The 18,144-nt window shown below is 29.4% G+C and carries 20 protein-coding genes; 5 read left to right on the top strand and 15 right to left on the bottom strand.

Annotated elements, in window-relative coordinates; translation table 11 throughout:
* Positions 1–144 precede the first annotated feature (144 nt).
* Positions 145–597 carry an Lrp/AsnC family transcriptional regulator gene (locus CLAU_RS00900; RefSeq protein WP_013238755.1) on the top strand — a complete coding sequence of 151 codons (453 nt, stop codon included), beginning with the start codon at positions 145–147 and terminating at the stop codon, positions 595–597.
* Positions 598–653: 56 nt separating this feature from the next.
* On the opposite strand, the gene dinB is transcribed toward CLAU_RS00900, so the two are convergent.
* Positions 654–1,868 (bottom strand): DNA polymerase IV, encoded by a 1,215-nt coding sequence (gene dinB, locus CLAU_RS00895; RefSeq protein ID WP_013238754.1) that lies wholly within the window; start codon positions 1,866–1,868, stop codon positions 654–656.
* A 45-nt stretch (positions 1,869–1,913) separates the two neighbouring features.
* Positions 1,914–2,531: a transcriptional repressor LexA gene (gene lexA, locus CLAU_RS00890; protein ID WP_013238753.1), complete on the bottom strand. Its 618-nt coding sequence runs from the start codon at positions 2,529–2,531 to the stop codon at positions 1,914–1,916.
* 124 nt (positions 2,532–2,655) lie between these two features.
* Between lexA and CLAU_RS00885 the strand changes: the two genes are divergently transcribed.
* Positions 2,656–3,075, top strand: a complete 420-nt coding sequence (locus CLAU_RS00885) for a hypothetical protein (RefSeq protein WP_013238752.1) — start codon at positions 2,656–2,658, stop codon at positions 3,073–3,075.
* 45 nt (positions 3,076–3,120) lie between these two features.
* Here CLAU_RS00885 and CLAU_RS00880 read toward each other — a convergent pair whose 3' ends face one another.
* Positions 3,121–4,107 carry a tyrosine recombinase XerC gene (locus tag CLAU_RS00880; protein ID WP_013238751.1) on the bottom strand — a complete coding sequence of 329 codons (987 nt, stop codon included), beginning with the start codon at positions 4,105–4,107 and terminating at the stop codon, positions 3,121–3,123.
* An 879-nt stretch (positions 4,108–4,986) separates the two neighbouring features.
* Between CLAU_RS00880 and CLAU_RS00875 the strand changes: the two genes are divergently transcribed.
* From CLAU_RS00875 to CLAU_RS00865, 3 genes are read left to right on the top strand one after another with little or no spacing between them, the layout of a single operon-like run.
* Positions 4,987–5,886, top strand: coding sequence for an acyl-CoA dehydratase activase-related protein (locus tag CLAU_RS00875; protein WP_029170033.1), 900 nt, complete (start codon positions 4,987–4,989; stop codon positions 5,884–5,886).
* Complete coding sequence (locus CLAU_RS00870) at positions 5,883–6,980, top strand: 2-hydroxyglutaryl-CoA dehydratase (protein ID WP_013238749.1); 1,098 nt, start codon at positions 5,883–5,885, stop codon at positions 6,978–6,980. The genes CLAU_RS00875 and CLAU_RS00870 overlap by 4 nt, the downstream gene beginning before the upstream one ends.
* Positions 6,961–7,920, top strand: coding sequence for an acyl-CoA dehydratase activase (locus CLAU_RS00865; RefSeq protein WP_013238748.1), 960 nt, complete (start codon positions 6,961–6,963; stop codon positions 7,918–7,920). The genes CLAU_RS00870 and CLAU_RS00865 overlap by 20 nt, the downstream gene beginning before the upstream one ends.
* Positions 7,921–7,961: 41 nt before the next feature.
* Here the strand turns inward: CLAU_RS00865 and CLAU_RS00860 are convergent, their stop codons facing one another.
* The 12 genes from CLAU_RS00860 to cysS all read right to left on the bottom strand — a co-directional run bounded on the left by CLAU_RS00860 (position 7,962) and on the right by cysS (position 18,099).
* Positions 7,962–8,174 carry a DUF3006 domain-containing protein gene (locus CLAU_RS00860; protein ID WP_013238747.1) on the bottom strand — a complete coding sequence of 71 codons (213 nt, stop codon included), beginning with the start codon at positions 8,172–8,174 and terminating at the stop codon, positions 7,962–7,964.
* An 85-nt stretch (positions 8,175–8,259) separates the two neighbouring features.
* Entirely contained in the window at positions 8,260–9,048 is a 789-nt protein-coding gene (locus tag CLAU_RS00855) for an SDR family NAD(P)-dependent oxidoreductase (protein WP_013238746.1), read from the bottom strand.
* A 239-nt stretch (positions 9,049–9,287) separates the two neighbouring features.
* A complete protein-coding gene (locus CLAU_RS00850) occupies positions 9,288–9,494 on the bottom strand; it encodes a DUF1657 domain-containing protein (RefSeq protein WP_013238745.1) in 207 nt (68 codons plus the stop codon).
* A gap of 20 nt (positions 9,495–9,514) precedes the next feature.
* Entirely contained in the window at positions 9,515–9,868 is a 354-nt protein-coding gene (gene spoVAE, locus CLAU_RS00845) for a stage V sporulation protein AE (protein ID WP_013238744.1), read from the bottom strand.
* Positions 9,869–9,885: 17 nt separating this feature from the next.
* A complete protein-coding gene (gene spoVAD / locus CLAU_RS00840; RefSeq protein WP_023161707.1) occupies positions 9,886–10,884 on the bottom strand; it encodes a stage V sporulation protein AD in 999 nt (332 codons plus the stop codon).
* Complete coding sequence (gene spoVAC, locus CLAU_RS00835) at positions 10,885–11,364, bottom strand: stage V sporulation protein AC (protein ID WP_013238743.1); 480 nt, start codon at positions 11,362–11,364, stop codon at positions 10,885–10,887. It abuts the gene before it with no gap.
* An 11-nt stretch (positions 11,365–11,375) separates the two neighbouring features.
* The gene (locus CLAU_RS00830; RefSeq protein WP_013238742.1) at positions 11,376–12,236 is read right to left on the bottom strand and encodes a DUF421 domain-containing protein; all 861 of its coding nucleotides are present in this window, start codon (positions 12,234–12,236) and stop codon (positions 11,376–11,378) included.
* Between the two features lie 16 nt (positions 12,237–12,252).
* A complete protein-coding gene (locus CLAU_RS00825; protein ID WP_013238741.1) occupies positions 12,253–12,459 on the bottom strand; it encodes a DUF1657 domain-containing protein in 207 nt (68 codons plus the stop codon).
* Between the two features lie 181 nt (positions 12,460–12,640).
* The gene (locus CLAU_RS00820) at positions 12,641–14,671 is read right to left on the bottom strand and encodes an HD domain-containing phosphohydrolase (protein ID WP_013238740.1); all 2,031 of its coding nucleotides are present in this window, start codon (positions 14,669–14,671) and stop codon (positions 12,641–12,643) included.
* A 339-nt stretch (positions 14,672–15,010) separates the two neighbouring features.
* A complete protein-coding gene (locus tag CLAU_RS00815; protein ID WP_023161705.1) occupies positions 15,011–15,643 on the bottom strand; it encodes a HutD family protein in 633 nt (210 codons plus the stop codon).
* A gap of 64 nt (positions 15,644–15,707) precedes the next feature.
* Complete coding sequence (locus CLAU_RS00810) at positions 15,708–16,598, bottom strand: potassium channel family protein (RefSeq protein ID WP_023161704.1); 891 nt, start codon at positions 16,596–16,598, stop codon at positions 15,708–15,710.
* An 85-nt stretch (positions 16,599–16,683) separates the two neighbouring features.
* Complete coding sequence (gene cysS / locus CLAU_RS00805; protein ID WP_013238737.1) at positions 16,684–18,099, bottom strand: cysteine--tRNA ligase; 1,416 nt, start codon at positions 18,097–18,099, stop codon at positions 16,684–16,686.
* Between the last annotated feature and the right edge of the window lie 45 nt (positions 18,100–18,144).

Raw genomic sequence — 18,144 nt, 5'->3', positions numbered from 1 at the left:
ATGAATTTTATACAAAATGTTTTAAAAAATAAGGTTAAATGATATTTTAGCCTTATTTTTTATTTTATTATCTGAAATATATTTAATAATTTTAACTATATACTATAATATATTTAATAAATTAAAAAAGAGGTTTTGCTTAATATGGATGCTATAGATGTTAATATATTAAAATTACTAAAGGAAAATTCCAGAATTTCAGCTTCAGAGATAAGCAGTAAAATCAATTTATCAATACCTGCCGTAAGTGATAGATTGAAAAAACTTGATGCATCAGGAGTAATAGAAAAGTATACTATAATTATTAGCAATAAGAAAATGAATAAAAATATTACAGTGATAATGTTTATAAGTCTTAAAAATCCAAATTTTACAGACAAATTTGTAGAATTTATTCAAAATGAAAATGAAATAATTGAATGTCACTATTTAACTGGTGACTTCGATTACGCATTAAAAATTGTTACTGAAGACACAGAAACTCTTGAAAAGATTTTAAATGAAATAAAACTAATTAAGGGAGTTTTAAGAACTAAAACTATAGTTACACTTTCTACCATTAAGAATAATTATTCAATACCACCTGATGAAATCTAAAAATAGGGGATACAAGTATATGTAAAAAAGCCTTACTTATATTCCCTAAAAAAGAATTAATCTTTATTATTTTTCTTCATCAATACTGCACGATTAATTATTGAATAGCCGTACTTTTTTCGTATACTATCAATGGCATTTTCTATTTTGTCAACTTTATCCGCAGCTTTCATACATCTTTCTTCACACTTAATTTCTTTCATATTAAAAATTGATATCTGCTGTATACTAGTATCTCCACTAAATCCACTAAGACTTATCCCTAATAACCGTATTGGTAATTGTAAATTCCAATTTTTCTCAAGAAGCTTAATTCCTGTAGAATAAATTTCCTTAACTAAATAAGTTGCAGGTACTGTTGTTTGCCGAGTAATAGTTTGAAAATTAGAATATTTGATGCTAATTTGTATTGTATGGCCTTTTTTCCCATATTTACGTGCCATCATTCCAACTTCATCGGAAAGTTTCATCAAAATAATTTTTGCACGTTCCATGTCTGAAATATCTTCGCCTAATGTAGTAGACTTACTAATTGATTTTATATCCTTTTTTAAATGTTGTTTTATAGGAGAGATGTCTATACCATTTGCAAGCTGATGAATCTCAGCACCTATTTTGCCAAGCTTTTTTATAAGATGTTGTCTACTAAAAAGTGCAAGATCGCCAATAGTTTTAATTCCCATTCTTTGAAGCTTTTGTGAAGTTTGCCTACCAACTCCATACATAGATTCAATAGGGAGTGGCCATAGCTTTACTTTAATATCCTGCCTCCAAAGTTCTGTAATGCCGGAAGGTTTTTTCATATCAGAAGCCATTTTTGATAAGAACTTATTTTGAGATATACCTATAGAACATTTTAAATGTAACTCACTGTTAATGTGATTCATAATTCTTTTAGCTGATTCAAACGGTTTTCCAAAAATTCCTTCACAGCCCGTCATATCAAGCCAGGCTTCATCAATACTATTCTGCTCAATAGAAGGAGTATACTGTGAAAGTATACTCATAACTTCTCTGGATTTTTGCTTATAAAATTGATGATCAGGGGGAATAACAACCATATCTGGGCAGAGCTTTAGAGCTTGATGTAAAAGCATAGTTGTTTTAACTCCAAATCTTCGTGCTTCATAATTTGCAGTTAGAATAATACCTGACCGATTTTTAGGATCTCCAGCTACTGCAGCAGGCTTATTTATAATTTCAGGATGACGTGTTGCCTCACAACTTATGAAAAAAGCATTCATATCTACAAGAAAAATAACTTTCTGCATATTTACACCTGTACTTTACCTCTTTGTATATTTACGTAAAAATATCTAGTACCTTCTATATATTCCTACCAGCTTACCAATTATTTTACAATCATCTACTATAATAGGAGACATACTTTCGTTTTCAGGCTGCAATCTTATATGATCCTTCTCTTTAAAAAACCTCTTCAAAGTAGCTTCGTTGTCAATTAAAGCTGCTACTATATCTCCATTTTCAGCAAAATTAGTCTGTTCTATTATAGACATATCTCCATCCAATATACCCGCATCTATCATACTTTCTCCTTGTACTTTGAGTATAAATAACTGATTTTTATTTTTTACATATTCTATTGGAAGGGGAAATACATCTTCTATATTTTCTACTGCTAAAATAGGCATTCCTGCTGTTATAGTTCCTACAATAGGTATATCTATTAGTTCTTTTTTAGTAGTTTTAGGAACAGATCTATTAATAATTTCTATGGTTCTAGATTTTGAAGAATCCCTTTTTATAAAGCCCTTTTTTTCTAATTTTTCTAGATGACTATGAACAGTAGAAGTAGATTTTAAACCTACACCTGCACATATCTCTCTAACAGAAGGGGGATATCCTTTCTCCCTAATTTGAGTCTTGATAAATTCATATATTTGAAACTGTCTATCTCGATTGTGTTCTGTCATTGAAAACACCCCTCTAATTTACTTATGTGAATTATATCATATAAGTTGACAAATATCAAACTTATGTTCTATACTGATTATTATTAATATACATATTTATATAAAATTTAAAGGAGTACTATGTATGAATAGAGAATACTGCATATTTGATGAAAAAAAGTCCTGCAATAATTGCGGTGAATGTGAAGTCTGCGATTTAGATTCAAACAAGAAATGTGACAACTGTGGCAAATGTCTTGAAATGGAAGGGTATGATATGAAGGCCATAAAAATTGACCAAATTATAGATGATAAAGAGGAAGTAAAAGAGTATCAGGAGGAAGATTTAGAAAACAGCACAAAAAATAATAATGACTCTCATTCTCAATTAAATGATGATGAAAATTCACAATCAGATCTAAAAGATGACAAAATCAATGTTCAATTCATTGATGATATAGATGGATTAAAAGAAATTTTAGAAGATAGAGAAAAATATAAAGATATAACTCATGAAGATTATCCTGGCCTTATAAGAATTAAAAAGAAAAAAGAAACCAAGTAAAAAGTACGTCTGTTCTTTGAAAGAGTAGGGAACAGACGTACTTCTTTATTCTTCTTCATTGCTTAAAGGATTTGAATTTACTGCTTCCCTCAATTGTTCATCATCTACATGAGTATAAATTTGAGTAGTAGATACATTTTCGTGACCTAATATTTTTTGAAGGCTTCTAATATCTACATTTCCGTATTTATACATAAGAGTTGCAGCCGTGTGTCTTAATTTATGCGGCGTATATTTGTTGCTGTCAAGTCCTGCATTTTTTAAATATTTCTTAAGCATCATTTCCACAGATCTTTTATTTATCCTGGTATGATTTTTACTTAGAAAAAGGGCATCCTTATCTTTTATTTTGTCATAATCCTTATTTCTAATTTCAAGATAATTATTTAAAGCCGTCAAGCAGGCTCTGTTTAAATATATAGTTCTTTCCTTATTTCCTTTTCCAACTACAGTTAACGTGTCTTCCTTAATCTTTGATATATTTATGCTGCAGAGCTCTGAAAGTCTCATTCCACAGTTTAAGAAAAAGGTTATGATACAATAATCTCTTTCTTTAAATTTACCATCTATAGAATTTAAAAGAATTTTGCTTTCCTTCAAACTTAAATAAATAGGGTTCCTCTTATCTATTTTAGGAGATTCCAGCTCTAAAGCTGGATTTGTATCTATCAATTTAGCTTTGCTAAAAAGGTACTTAAAAAATGATTTTAAGCAAGCTACTTTTCTAGCTCTGGCATAATTGCCATTATTTCTATAGTTTTCAGCAAAGGATATAAACGCATATAAATCGCTTAAAGTTATTTTGCGTATAAAATCTGTATTTATATCACTTATATCTATATTTTCAAATTCATAGTTTTCCTTAACAATTCCTCTATATATTTTTAAGAATCTAAAAAACATGGTTAAATCAACTTGATATCCATCCTGTGTATTTTTTGACTTACCTCGAATAGTTCCAAGGTAATTTAAAAAGTCATTCAGGCATTGTGGAAGTTCAGGATTATAAATATTACTTAAATTATACTGCATATGGCCATTCCCCTCTCTAAAATTAGGTATAACTTCGCTAAATGGTTATTTAGCGAAGTTAATATTCTATAAAACTAAGCTAAAATCCTTCTTATATGCCTTTATATTATATGAATAATTTGTTAATTATTTTTTGTATTGCTATTTTATGCTGATTAATGTCACAGATTTTCTTTAAATTACGTGCTATTTTATGCTACATGCTTTCTATGTATTAATTTGTAAAAATATATCCTATGCATTAAATTTTTATTTCAATTGATAATATTCTCAATTTGTATTTCAAATTTTAAAAAAGAATATTTGAAATTAAAGTAATTCATTTTTAATTTAAAAATATATGTATCTCATTGTATGAAAAATTCAATTTTTATCAAATTGAAATATTTCCACAATATGGGCATAACTTTGTGGATTCATTTTTCTACTTTATTCTTTCCTATTTCTTGTCATTAATCTTTTTGAGTAATATTTGCAGAATTATGATTTATTTTTAGATATTATATACCCTCTTATTTATAAAATTAGAAAATAGAAATACTCCTAACTTGTATTTTATAGTCGAAAACTTTTTTAAAAACATTTTTTTCAGTACAATTCATATATTTATCAAGTGATTCTTAGACTCAGCCGGAAGATGAGAGTGTTGAGGATAGTAGCCATCAGATAGCTCACAAAATAGCCTTTTTATAAGTTCATCTTTTACTTTACATAATATTTATTCTGCAAAGTAAAAAAATAATATTTCATGAAGATTGAATAAATTCAAGGAATTATGGCAAAATATACAAATGTAAATATTTAATCATAAAAGATTGGAGGAATTGCTGCTTAGAAATTTCTATGTACTTCTCCCCTATTAAAAGCAGCAACTTATATATGAAACTAGGTATTCCTAAAGGATTATTGTATTGTAAATATCACATTTTTATAGAAACATTCTTTAAAGAACTTGGAGCTGAGATAGTAACATCCCAAGATACAGATAAATATATACTTAATCTTGGAACAAAATACTGTGTAGATGAAGCATGTCTCCCAATAAAAGTATTTCATGGTCACGCAGCTTCAATAAAGGATAAATGTGACATCATGCTTATTCCTAGAATAATGCAACTACAAAAAAGAGAATTTATATGTCCAAAATTTTGCGGTCTTCCAGAAATGATAACAAATGATATTCCCAATATGCCTCCATTATTAACCTACCCTATATATGCTTTTTCTAAAACTAAATGTAGAAACTGGTTATTAAAAGCCGGTTTGATATTTACTAAAAATATTTTTAGCATAAATAATGCCTATAAAAAAGCATTAAGTACCCAAGAAAATTATAAGTTATCCATAGATACCAATGGTTTTCCTATAAAAACTGCATTAGTAAGTCATCCTTACAACTTATATGACACCTTTACCAATATGAATATAGTAAAAAAATTAAACAAACTCGGTATCGGCATAGTTACAGAAGAAAGTATAAATAAAAGCATAATAAACAGTGAAGTAGAGCATCTGTTTAAAAAACCATTTTGGCATTTTGCTAGAAATTCTTATGGTTTTTCCACTTATGCAGCAGAAAATAAAAAAGTAGATGGTATAATATACATCTCTTCTTTTGCCTGCGGAATAGATTCCGTAGTAATTGAACTTATTAAAAATAGGTTAAAAGATTTTCCTATGCTTATATTAAAAATAGATGAACAAACTGGAGAAGCAGGTTTTAATACTAGATTAGAAGCCTTTTCAGATATGCTTAAAAGGAGGTGTGCAAATTTATGAAAGTAACCTTCCCCCACCTTGGCAATACTTGTTTTGCAGCAAAGGCTGTATTTGATGGACTTGGAGTTGATTATATAATTCCTCCATTGAGCAACAGGGAAGCTCTAGAAATTGGATCATTTTATTCTCCAGAAGAAATGTGCCTTCCTTTTAAAATAATGATAGGAAATTATATACAAAGTATAAAACAAGGTGCAGATACAATATTAATAGTTGGAAGCTGCGGCCCCTGCAGATTTGGAGAATATTGCGAACTTCAAATGAATTTATTGAAAAAATTAGGCTATAACTTAAATTTTATAGTTTTAGATTATCCAAAAGATATAGGATTGAAAGAACTTATGAGAAGACTGCTTTCTATTGGATCAGTTAGCAAGAAAAATGCCATAGAAAAGTTAAAAGTAGTACATCAAGGACTTAAGATAATAAATCTAATGGACAATATAGATAAAAAGGCAAAATTATTATCAGGTTATGAAATAAAAAAAGGACAGTGCAAAGATATATTAAAAGATTGTAAATTAAAAGCTTTTAAAACTGCTTCACCAGAAGAAATGATATTTACTATAAAAAAATATATGGAGCAGTTAAGCAAAGTACCAATTTCTAAAAATAAAAACCCTTTAAAAATTGCTATAATCGGTGAAATATATACTATAATAGAACCTTTTTCAAATCTTTTTATAGAAGAAAAACTTATGAATTATGGAGTATCTACAGCTAGATATCTTTCTCCAAGTTGGTGGATTAAAGATATGGCTTTATCTCCATTAAAGTTGAATTCACTCAATTTAAGAAAAAATTCTAAAAAATATTTACCTTATTATATAGGAGGTCATGCGAGGGAATGTATAGGAGAAGCTGTTTTAGCAGATAAAAGAGGGTTTGATGGTGCTATACAGATTTTTCCTATGGGATGTATGCCTGAAATTGTATCAAAATCCATACTTCCAACTATATCAAAGGATAGAAATTTCCCTATACTTACATTAATAGTAGATGAAATGACTGGTGAAGCTGGATATATAACAAGAATAGAAGCATTTTTAGATTTACTTGAAAGGAGAAAAAAAAATGTATTATATGGGAGTTGACGTAGGCTCAGTTAGCACAGATATTGTAATAGTTGATGAAAATATGAACTTACTTGAATCACTTTATTTGAGGACAAAAGGAAGACCTATAAGTGCAATTCAAGAAGGATTTAAATTATTGAAAAATAAATATAAAGACACAGACATAAGTGCAGTTGGAACCACTGGAAGCGGAAGACAAATTGCTGCTTCTATTATAGGCGCTGATATAATTAAAAACGAAATAACTTCTCATGCCGTTGCTGCCTTAAACCTAGATAAAGATGTTAAAACCATAATAGAAATAGGTGGACAGGATTCTAAAATAATACTTTTGCAAAATGGAATTGTGCTAGATTTTGCAATGAATACAGTATGTGCAGCAGGAACAGGTTCCTTTTTAGACCGTCAAGCTGAAAGATTAGATATACCTATTGAACAATTTGGAGAATATGCTTTAAAGTCTACTTCTCCTGTAAGAATAGCAGGGAGATGTGCCGTATTTGCTGAATCAGATATGATACACAAGCAGCAATTAGGTTATAGTAACTCTGATATAATAAAAGGTCTTTGTAATGCTCTTGTCAGAAATTATTTAACCAATGTGGCCAAAGGCAAAGATATAAAATCCAAAATATTTTTTCAAGGAGGAGTTGCTGCAAATATAGGAATGAAGACTGCTTTTGAAGAAATACTGAATAAGGAAGTAGTAATCCCTCAAAATTTCAAAGTAATGGGTGCCATTGGTGCAGCCATTTTAGCAAAGGAAGCTTTGCAAAAAAGTAATAAGATCACTAACTTTAATGGATTTAATTTAGCAAATGCTAGTTTTACATCTAAAAGTTTTGAATGTGGAGGATGCCCTAATAGATGTGAAGTTGTAAAAATATCAGGCACTAAAAAAACTATGGGCTTCTTTGGTGGAAGATGTGAAAAGTGGAACAAAACTATTTCTGCATAAATGCAGAAGTAGTTTTGTTCCCTAAAATAAGTATAGGAAAATTAATTCCACATATCTTTAGTTATATATTCCATATGTTTTTTCCTATTTTGGGTTTCTTCTAAATCTATAGTTATTTCATCTCCATGTACATCAAGTACATATCCCTCTTTTGCTTCAATGGGTAAATTTATTCGTTTTATATCCATCATAGTTTTATCTTCCTTTTCGCAAACGGCATAAGGTCCCTCAAACCTATCTATTATAACTTTCATAAAAATAATCCCCCATTTCATAGTATTATGTATTCCCATTATATTACTATTATACTACCTATTTTTTAACTTTAAAGTATTTATTTTAAAAATTTTTAGTTACATTTTCCTGTATTCTTCTAACAACAACCGCAGAAATCTTACCTGGCAATAGCTTACAAAATAAAACAGCTATTTTATTAAAAAATCCTGGTATTATAACAGATTTATTTTTCATAAATCCTCTATAAGCTATCTCAGCAGTTTTTTCAGCACTCATAGCAGTTTTTATATCTTTTTTACCTGCATTTTTAGAAAATCCAGTTTTAGTAGCTCCTGGGCACAGAGTACATACTTTTATACCATATGGTTTTAGCTCATTTTCAAGGGCTTGAGAAAAGGATAGCACATATGCTTTAGACGCATAGTATACTGCAATATAAGGTCCTGGTTCATAAGAACCCGTAGATGCCACATTTAATATACTCCCTTTTTTTAACTTTATCATTTCTTTTGAAAATAACTTCGTTAAATAAGTAATAGCTTCAATGTTTAAACCTATCATTTTTTCATCTTTGTCTATATCAATTTCATGAAAAAGTCCACAGTAACCTGCACCTGCATTATTAACAAGAGTAGTTACCCTTATGCCTAGCTGCTGCACTTTTAAAAATAGATCTTTTACAGATTCTCTTTTTGAAAGATCTTCTTTTATTATATGTACATTAATATTATATTTTTTTATTAAATTTTTTGCTATTTCTTCTAATTTGTTTTCACTTCTAGCTACAAGTATTAAATTATATCCATCCTTAGAAAATAATTTTGCAAGTTCAAGTCCTATTCCACTTGAAGCTCCTGTAATTAAAACAGTCTTTTCATTATTTAAAGTCATAATAAATCTCCATTTTGGTTATTGATGCTTTATACTTTTTATTTTAATTAGTTTTCTCTTTATTTACAACTGTTGTTTATTATTACTTTTTTGTTTACTTTATTTTCTATTTACATAATATTTATTATTTTAACATAATACATTTCAGTATATCATTGTTTAAATAAAGGTCATAATTATCATATTAACTGACAATTATGACCTTTAAATTTTTTATTAATTGCACTATATTTTTATTATTAACATTGTTTGTATTGTGGTTCCTCTTGCTGTATAAAGTTTTGCCTTCCTTGAAGTATTTGAAGAGCTTCATCCAAGTTTGTTGCTATTTGGTGAAAATCTTTTTTAGCACTTTTGTCCTGTGTCTCAAGTTCAAATGTTTTCATAGTTGCAGCTGCACTTTGAATTCCTGCTATTGCTTGCTGCATTTGAGTTCCAACTGTCATTTATTATCACCTCCTTTAAATTATCCTTTAGGTTTAAATATTAAGGCTCCTATAAATCCAAAAATAACAGCAGCAGAAATACCAGCACTGGTAATCTCAAAAATTCCTGTTAGCACACCTATTATTCCATATTCATCTGCTTCCATCATAGCCCCTTTAACTAATGAATTTCCAAAACTACTTATTGGTATAGAAGCACCAGCGCCAGCAAACTTTACTAAAGGATCATATAATCCCAATCCTCCAAGAACAGCTCCTACTACTACAAGAGTAGTTGTTGTATGTGCCGGTGTGAGTTTAAATACGTCCATCATTATCTGACCTATTACACATATTCCTCCGCCTACTAAAAATGCCCAAACAAATTTTTCCATATGAATGCACCTCTCTTCTATGCTTCTATAGATACTGCATGAGCCACAGATGGTATACTCTCTTTTTGTTGATATGACATAGGTGACATAAGTGCTCCTGTTGCTACTACCAATATTTTATTTAACTTTTTTTTCTTCATTTCCTTAAAGAAATGTCCATAAGTTACCGTAGCAGAACATGCGCATCCGCTGCCACCTGAAAATACAGGTTGATCTTTGTTATATATCAGCTTTCCGCAGTCTTTAAATACTCCTTCCTGAAACTTAAATCCATCCTTTTTTAAAATTTCTTCTGCTATGTCATGACCTATTTTCCCCAAATCTCCTGTAGCTATTATGTCATAATAAGAAGGATCTCTATTTAAATCTCTAAAATGAGCTTCTATTGTATCTACTGCGGCTGGTGCCATAGCAGCACCCATATTAAATGGATCAGAAATTCCCATATCTACTACTTTACCTATAGTAGCTGATGTAACTTTAGGTCCAGTACCTTTTCCAACTACTGCAGCTCCTGCTCCTGTTACCGTCCATTGAGCTGTAGGCGGCTTCTGCCCCCCATACTCTGTAGGGTATCTAAACTGTTTTTCTGCAGCAGCATTATGGCTGGATGTTCCACAAAGAACATATTCTGCTGCACCATTATCTACAAGCAAAGACGATATAGCTAACCCTTCCATAGAAGTTGAGCAGGCTCCAAATATACCTAAATACGGTATGCTTAAAGTTCTAGCAGCAAAACTACTGATAACTATCTGATTTATAAGATCTCCACTTACGAAAAAATTTACACTTTCCTTTTTCACTTTTGCATTTTTTATAGCAATCTGACAGGCTTCCTCCAATAACTTTTTTTCAGATTTCTCGAAACTATCCTGTCCAACCCATATATCTTCATGAAGCAAATCAAAATCTTTAGCCAAAGCACCTTTTGCTTCAAACGGTCCTCCTACTGCCCCACATCCAAGTATAGTCGGTTTAGATTCAAATACCCATGATTGATGACCTTGAATCATTTACATCCCACCTAACCATTTAATAATTACTTTTATAGTAGCAACTACAAAAGCAGAAAAAACTCCAAAAGTTATTACAGGACCTGCAATTTTAAACATATTTCCTCCTACACCAAGAACGAATCCTTCGCTTCTATGTTCTATAGCAGCGGATGCAATGGAATTTGCAAAACCAGTAACAGGAATAGATGTTCCTGCACCAGCCCATTGTGCAATGTGATCAAACACTCCAAACCCTGTAAGTAATACAGCAATTATTATTATGACTGCAGATGTCGGATTACCAGCATTGGCCTCTGTAAACTTAAAATACTTTATAAATATAATTTGAAGTACCTGACCAAAAGCACAAATACTCCCGCCAACCAAAAATGCCTTCAGACTATTTTTAAGAACATTTCTTTTTGTCTCTTTTGTTTTAGCCAAATTTTGATACTCTTGTTGTACAGGAGTCAACTTTTTATTTTTTTTATTGGACATTTCATCACCTTCTATTTCAATAAATAGGGTTTTAACTTTATTAATACATTCTTTAAAATATCAGAATCCTTTTTATACATATCTTTTACCTTTTTATCCTCAGTTTCAAGTGCAAATGACATCAAATTTGCCTGAGCCTTTTCCAGATTGGCATAGAGAATTTTTCTAACATTTGATTGGGGAGTTTGAATTAAATCATCAAATAAATCTATGTAGAGTTCTCCTTTTGAATTAACCTGACCTATAAATACATTATCCAAAGATACACCTTTAGATTCTAACTGTACATCAAGCCATCCTTGATTTAGTCCTAAATTACTCAAGGATTCATTTATTATATTTCCGTCCAATATTACAGTCTGGGGTGCTCCTTCTTGACACACTTCTATTTGAAGATCATTTGGAGTAAGTGGCCTTTTATCTGATTTCATGAGTATATTTATATCTCCTGTAGATTCCATCATGGCAAATTCCACATCTGCTAAATTAAATATATTTTTTGAGCGAAGTTCCCTTAATAAGTCCTCGCCGCTGCATCCAATTTTACTTAAATTTTCTTCCATTACTTTTCCTTCTTTTACAACTACAATTCCTTTACCCTTTAGCAAATTAGATATAAATTTGCTTTTCATAGAAGCATATTCTAAAATTAGCGGAAGAAGCATCCATACAGCTATGGCCAGAATACCAATTACCCAGTTGTATATAACATTTATACACGTTAATGCTATTAAAACCGCTATTACACTATAATTTATAAAATTAAAAGGGGTTATCCTTCTGGGATACTTTTTTCCCATTATTGTTATAAAAAACAAGGTAACAAAAAATAGTACCGTAGATTTTAACAAAATTATAATCCAAATTTTCATATATTATTCCCCCAAATCAATTCTGTTTATATTGAGGCTCTTCATATTCTAAATATTTTAATCTATCATTTAGATTCTTTGTAATACCATCTACAGCATCCAGTGCCTCTTTGTACACATTCTTTACTTTTTTATCCTGTTCTTGAAGAGAATATACTCTCAAAGTACTTTCAGCACCTTTAAGAACAGCTAATGTCTGTTTTACTTGAGATCCTACAGTCAATTTATTAAGCCCTCCCTCACATTTCTTATAAAATTGCTAACCAACTTTCCTATTATAGTTTTACCCTGTTTAAATAGAATTATTACATATAATTTATGTACACTTGTATTTAAATTTTTTAAATATAAAAAGGCCCAAAAACAATAATATTTTAAAGGCCTTTTTTATTTACTACATATAACTATTTCTTTAAAAGTTTTATAAATTCTCTAACCATATGAGGATCAAATTGGGTTTCAGAGCATCTTTCTAACTCTTTAATGGCATAGTTCATGTCATTAGCATTTTTGTATATTCTTTTATGAGTCATTACGTCAAAAGAATCTATTATATTTATTATTCTTGACAAAATAGGTATTTCTCCTTCTTTAAGTCCTTGAGGATAGCCTGTCCCATCAAATTTTTCATGATGACAAAGTATTTCATTTGCTACATGACTTAATCCTGGTGTTGCTTTAGCTATTCTATAACCTATTTCGGTATGTTTTTTCATTATATCCCACTCTTCATCAGTTAACTTACCCGGCTTCATCAATACATTATCAGGTATTCCTATTTTCCCAATATCATGAAGTAAACTCAATAACTCCAATTCTTCCAGTTGCTCTTGAGATAAATTAAGTTTCCTACCCAACTTAACACTAAGCTCTTTAACTCTCTGAGTATGCTCTTCCGTTTCACTATGTTTTTCATATAAAATTTTTTCAAGAGATGCAATAATTGCGTTTCTTGAACTTTTTATCTTAACCAGTTTACTTCTGTACATTCTTTCTTCTGCTAAATTCATAACTTCCTCTAGTTTAAGATGATGGCTTTTTTCTGCAATGCCCCAAGCTATGCTAATTTCAAAATTAAAATTCATTACCTTTTCACATTCGCCTTTAATATTTTGCATTAGACTTGATGAATAAGAATACTCTTTGTCTATAATAAGTACTATAAATTCATCTCCACTCCACCTTGCTGCAATATCATCTTTTGAACATACTTTTTTTAATACATTAGCTATAGTGCATATCAATCTGTCACCTTCTCTGTGCCCAAATTTATCATTTATAAGTTTCATACCATTTATATCACCTATTATCATGCAATAATTAGCCACTGATTTTAAGTTTAGTTCGTCAAATTTTTGTTCTACATATGTTCTATTTCTCAATCCCGTAAGTTTATCAAAATAACTTAATATTAAAATATCTTTGTAAGCAGATTCTAATTGAGACAGCATTCCATTGGTAGAATTAGCAACATTTGCTATTTCATCATTTCCAGAAATATTTAAACGAACACTCATATCTTTATTTTGAGATACCTTATTTATAAATTCATTAATACTTTTAAAACGATTTAATATACATTTATTAAAAATGACTAACAAAATACATGATACTATAAACGCCAACAATAAAAAAATTAAAATAAGAATTATAAAATAAAACTTACCCAACTTATATTCATACCTCATTATAGTAATGGACATGGTTATAGACATATTTCCATTTATATCTCGTATTGTTCTATATCCTGTAATATAATCATTATCCTTTTTTACAACAGTACCTTCCATATTCCTAGAAGATATATCTCTTACAAATTTAGCTTTAGATTTTGTTACAGAACTCATATAACTAAGGAATGAATCGTTTATAAATTTTCCTAATATCAAATTTCCGTTACTTTTCATATTTTTATTAGTTGTTGTTATAGGTGAAATAGTAACAATGAATTCTTTTCCCGAAATATCTATAATGCCAGAACGTATTTCATCATTATTTTTAAATGTAGTTATTTTCTTAAAATTATCTGGTCTTTTAAATAATCTGTCTTCTAGTTCTGATTTTATACTATTTTTTAGTCCATTTGAAATGCTATAGACCATACCACCTTTTGTATCCACAAAAGCCATAAAATTTAAATTCAGCTCTTTTAATGTATTACCTCCAAAATTATTTTTTATATAATATGAGGTATTTTCACCTAACATAAAGTTATAAGTCTCATCCCAGTGAGACCAATCAATAGACGTTGCCTCCATATTCTTCTTTTCCCTACTAATCAATGAATTTACAATTTGAAAACTATCGTCTACACCTTTAGTTTCAATTCTGTCAATATATTTAAAAATGGCAAAATTAAATATAATGAATGCCAAAATCATCAAAAGCAAAAAGCTTGTAAAAATCATCAAGGTTGTTTTAAACCTAACATTCATAAGTTCTCCTCTTTTATTATATTTTTTACATTCACTACCTTGTTATTTAGATATCTTTAACTAGGAAATTTTTAAAAATTAAACTGAAATTATTTATAATAATATCTCTAACCATATACTATAAAAGTATTTTAACAGAAAAGTAATCCATAGACTAGTTCTTATTGAAATTTAGTCTTTTCCTATATATACTTGCACTTCCATATTATAGTTATGAAATAAAAAATGATACTATCAAACTATATTCTGTAAAATACTTTTCCAAAGATGAGCATAAAAAAGCATTTCTGCTTTTTTTATTAATAAACATAAATGCTAAGTTAAAAATATTATTTTAAATTAATATACTATTTCTGTCTTTATACATTTAAGGTCTTTTTCACCTCTATTGCAAAATTTAATATTAAAAGGATCACCATTAACCAAAGTGGTTACAGCTAGTGTATCTTTATTGTTAAGATACACCTTCATACCGCTAATATAAGCCTCCACTTTTTCACCCAAAATATAAAATATATATGTAATTTGTTTTATATCTTTTTCTCTATTAATATACTCACTTGGATTAAGTTTTTCTTCATAAATTTTTTCACCTTCAAAAGTGTATGTCTCTATTTTTCCCTGGCATCCAGGAGCCATCATTAAGTTAAAATCTGTTACCTTTCCAAAACTTTTAGTATTCCAATCACCCATAAAATTATCCTGTTCAAAAGGCTTTAAATCTTTTTCATAGTGTCCCTCATGATGGAGAGTTAAATTCCCATCTATGCTCATTATGATTCTAGCAATTCCAGGTAAATGAGTGAATACAGATTCTTCATCTATAACCTTTGCAGAACTTAATCTCCATTTAAAATTTCTTTCAGCATATTTTGCTTCATAAGGATATATTAAAAGCTCTGTAGTAGTCCCTCCCGACCATCTGCTTGTCTTATATTCATCCGACCTTATAATTTTTACTGTATTCATCATATTACGCATCTCCTCATACATATAGATTTAATTCTAGATAAATTATATCACAACAAATTTTATTTTAATTTCTGTTCCAAAATAAACAGGAAGTAAAGGTGCCTACTATTATTATCCCTAGTATAGTTTCCATAATTACCATAAAACGTACTATAGTAGAATTAGGTAAAATATCACCATATCCCAATGTGGTTATAGTTACAGCACTGAAATATATAAAATTCTCTATTGGATATTTGAAATTTCCACAAACCACTGATTTAAGTACCAGAGGACTATTGTCCAAAAACGATATAGAATTTTCAACAAGCTTTGGAAAATAAAAGCTTAGTGGATAATAAAAGTAATCTTCTTTAAAGAATTTACTTTTAAACATAGTATAGTCATTTACCCACATATATTTAGTATCTACTTTTTTTAACTTATTTGCTTGACTTTTTTTATAGCAATTAAAGCTTTTATACGTTTCATTTTCATTTACTGTATAAAAGCATATTTTTAATTTACAACTGTTAAACTTACTATTAACCCTATCTTCTCCCATATCTTCTAGGCTTATATGGGTTACGCCCTTATCTTTTAACAATGTACTATAATAGTTGGCCCACAATTTTCCTAAAGACTTATCAAAGGAAAATACATTTATAGAAGAACCTGAATCATCTACAATTTCTAAATTTGAAAAAGGTCTTTTGTATTCATCAGAATTTATTAAATCTTCCACAGTGCTTTTCAATTCTCTGCTTTTAATTTTAATGTTTAGATTTTTTTTAAATGCATCTATTTTTGTAGTCATATTTACATCTTTTTGAAATACAAAAAAATCTCCCCTAGAATTATTTGCAATGTTCCAATAAATAAGCCCAAATAAAAGTAATACAGTTACATAGGAAAATGCCAATACAGACAAAATGGTTTTCTTTTTAATTTTATATATACTAATAAACTTCTTCATAAACATACCTCTATCTACTGTATATATATTTATACTTTTTGAAAAAGTTTATTATCACATTTTCCTATTAATTTTTCACCCTAATTTAACTGTTTCTAATCTTCAGCTTAGTCCCTTCTTTTGAGTCTATTATATCTATTCCCATGGATTTAAGCTCATCTCTAATAACATCTGCCTTATGCCAATCCTTGTGGTTTCTTGCATCATTTCTCTCACATATGAGTCTTTTGATATCTTCTGAATCCAACTTTTCTAAATTATGATTGTTGGACTTTAAAAGATCCAGTGAAAAAACAGTATCAAAACTTTCTATAAGTAAGCTTTTTTCCTTATTTGTCAATTCATTATCTTTTATAACTTCAAATAACACGGTAAATGCATTTGGTATATTCAAATCATCACTTATCTTTTCCTGAAACTTATTTTTATACTTATTAACAAGTTCCTTATCTGCCCTCTCATTTTCTTTTACATTTGAAACTATATCTGCAACTTTCTCCTTTAATTTTTTGTAAGCTAATTGTGCCTGCCTTAATGCGTCAAAGCTAAACATAAGCTGTTTCCTATACCTAGATTGAAGACAAAAGTATCTATAATCCATAGGTGAGAAACCTTCCTTTTCAATTTTAGAAAGAGTTAAAAAATCACCTTTTGATTTAGACATTTTGCCATCAGATAACACCAAAAATTCTCCATGCATCCAATAATTTACCCATTTGTGTCCAAGTACTGCTTCTGATTCAGCTATTTCATTTGTATGATGTACTGGAATATGATCTACTCCACCGCAGTGTATATCTATTCTATCTCCTAAGTATTTTATTGACATAGCAGAACATTCTATATGCCATCCAGGAAAGCCTTTTCCCCAAGGGGAATTCCACTGCATTATTTGATCTTTAAATTTAGAATTTGTAAACCAAAGTACAAAATCCAGCGGATTTTTCTTATTCTCATCCACATCTATTCTAGCTCCTGCTTCCAATTCTTCCATACTTAAATTGGCTAGTTTATTATAATCTTTAAACTTATCAATTTCATAATACACATTACCTTTTGATGTATAGGTATATCCCTTTTTCTCCAGTGTCTTAATTATGTCTATCATATCTTGAATATGATCTGTAGCCTTACAAACTATATCAGGTTTTCTTATATTAAGTTTATGACAATCCTCAAAAAAAGCATTCTCATAAAATTTAGCAATTTCCCATACAGTTTTATTTTCACGCTCAGCCCCTATTTGCATTTTGTCTTCACCTGTATCTGCATCAGATTGCAAATGTCCTACATCAGTTATATTCATAACATGCTTAACTTTGTAGTGACCATATTCAAAAGCTTTCTTTAATATATCTTCAAAAATATATGTTCTTAAATTTCCTATATGAGCATAATTATAAACTGTAGGACCGCAGGTATAAATTCCAACTTTTCCTTCATTTACAGGAACAAATTCTTCTTTTTTTCTACTCATTGTATTATAAACGTAAAAATTCATAGTATATCTCCCCTTACTAGGCATAAACTGTTAAAATTGTGTTAT

This window comes from Clostridium autoethanogenum DSM 10061, assembly GCF_001484725.1.
Taxonomy (GTDB): Bacteria; Bacillota; Clostridia; order Clostridiales; family Clostridiaceae; genus Clostridium_B; species Clostridium_B ljungdahlii.
The sequence above is the reverse complement of the archived record's forward strand: the minus strand, read 5'-3'. Positions and strand labels throughout refer to the sequence as shown.

Bases quoted from the DNA above. Each gene is read 5' to 3' on its own strand.
- spoVAE (WP_013238744.1), bottom strand. From the start codon at position 9,868: ATGGAAAAATTTGTTTGGGCATTTTTAGTAGGCGGAGGAATATGTGTA.
- CLAU_RS00885 (WP_013238752.1), top strand. From the start codon at position 2,656: ATGAATAGAGAATACTGCATATTTGATGAAAAAAAGTCCTGCAATAAT.
- dinB (WP_013238754.1), bottom strand. From the start codon at position 1,868: ATGCAGAAAGTTATTTTTCTTGTAGATATGAATGCTTTTTTCATAAGT.
- CLAU_RS00900 (WP_013238755.1), top strand. From the start codon at position 145: ATGGATGCTATAGATGTTAATATATTAAAATTACTAAAGGAAAATTCC.
- lexA (WP_013238753.1), bottom strand. From the start codon at position 2,531: ATGACAGAACACAATCGAGATAGACAGTTTCAAATATATGAATTTATC.
- CLAU_RS00815 (WP_023161705.1), bottom strand. From the start codon at position 15,643: ATGATGAATACAGTAAAAATTATAAGGTCGGATGAATATAAGACAAGC.
- CLAU_RS00865 (WP_013238748.1), top strand. From the start codon at position 6,961: ATGTATTATATGGGAGTTGACGTAGGCTCAGTTAGCACAGATATTGTA.
- spoVAC (WP_013238743.1), bottom strand. From the start codon at position 11,364: ATGTCCAATAAAAAAAATAAAAAGTTGACTCCTGTACAACAAGAGTAT.
- CLAU_RS00880 (WP_013238751.1), bottom strand. From the start codon at position 4,107: ATGCAGTATAATTTAAGTAATATTTATAATCCTGAACTTCCACAATGC.
- cysS (WP_013238737.1), bottom strand. From the start codon at position 18,099: ATGAATTTTTACGTTTATAATACAATGAGTAGAAAAAAAGAAGAATTT.
- spoVAD (WP_023161707.1), bottom strand. From the start codon at position 10,884: ATGATTCAAGGTCATCAATCATGGGTATTTGAATCTAAACCGACTATA.
- CLAU_RS00860 (WP_013238747.1), bottom strand. From the start codon at position 8,174: ATGAAAGTTATAATAGATAGGTTTGAGGGACCTTATGCCGTTTGCGAA.
- CLAU_RS00855 (WP_013238746.1), bottom strand. From the start codon at position 9,048: ATGACTTTAAATAATGAAAAGACTGTTTTAATTACAGGAGCTTCAAGT.
- CLAU_RS00830 (WP_013238742.1), bottom strand. From the start codon at position 12,236: ATGAAAATTTGGATTATAATTTTGTTAAAATCTACGGTACTATTTTTT.
- CLAU_RS00850 (WP_013238745.1), bottom strand. From the start codon at position 9,494: ATGACAGTTGGAACTCAAATGCAGCAAGCAATAGCAGGAATTCAAAGT.
- CLAU_RS00875 (WP_029170033.1), top strand. From the start codon at position 4,987: ATGAAACTAGGTATTCCTAAAGGATTATTGTATTGTAAATATCACATT.
- CLAU_RS00870 (WP_013238749.1), top strand. From the start codon at position 5,883: ATGAAAGTAACCTTCCCCCACCTTGGCAATACTTGTTTTGCAGCAAAG.
- CLAU_RS00810 (WP_023161704.1), bottom strand. From the start codon at position 16,598: ATGAAGAAGTTTATTAGTATATATAAAATTAAAAAGAAAACCATTTTG.
- CLAU_RS00820 (WP_013238740.1), bottom strand. From the start codon at position 14,671: ATGAATGTTAGGTTTAAAACAACCTTGATGATTTTTACAAGCTTTTTG.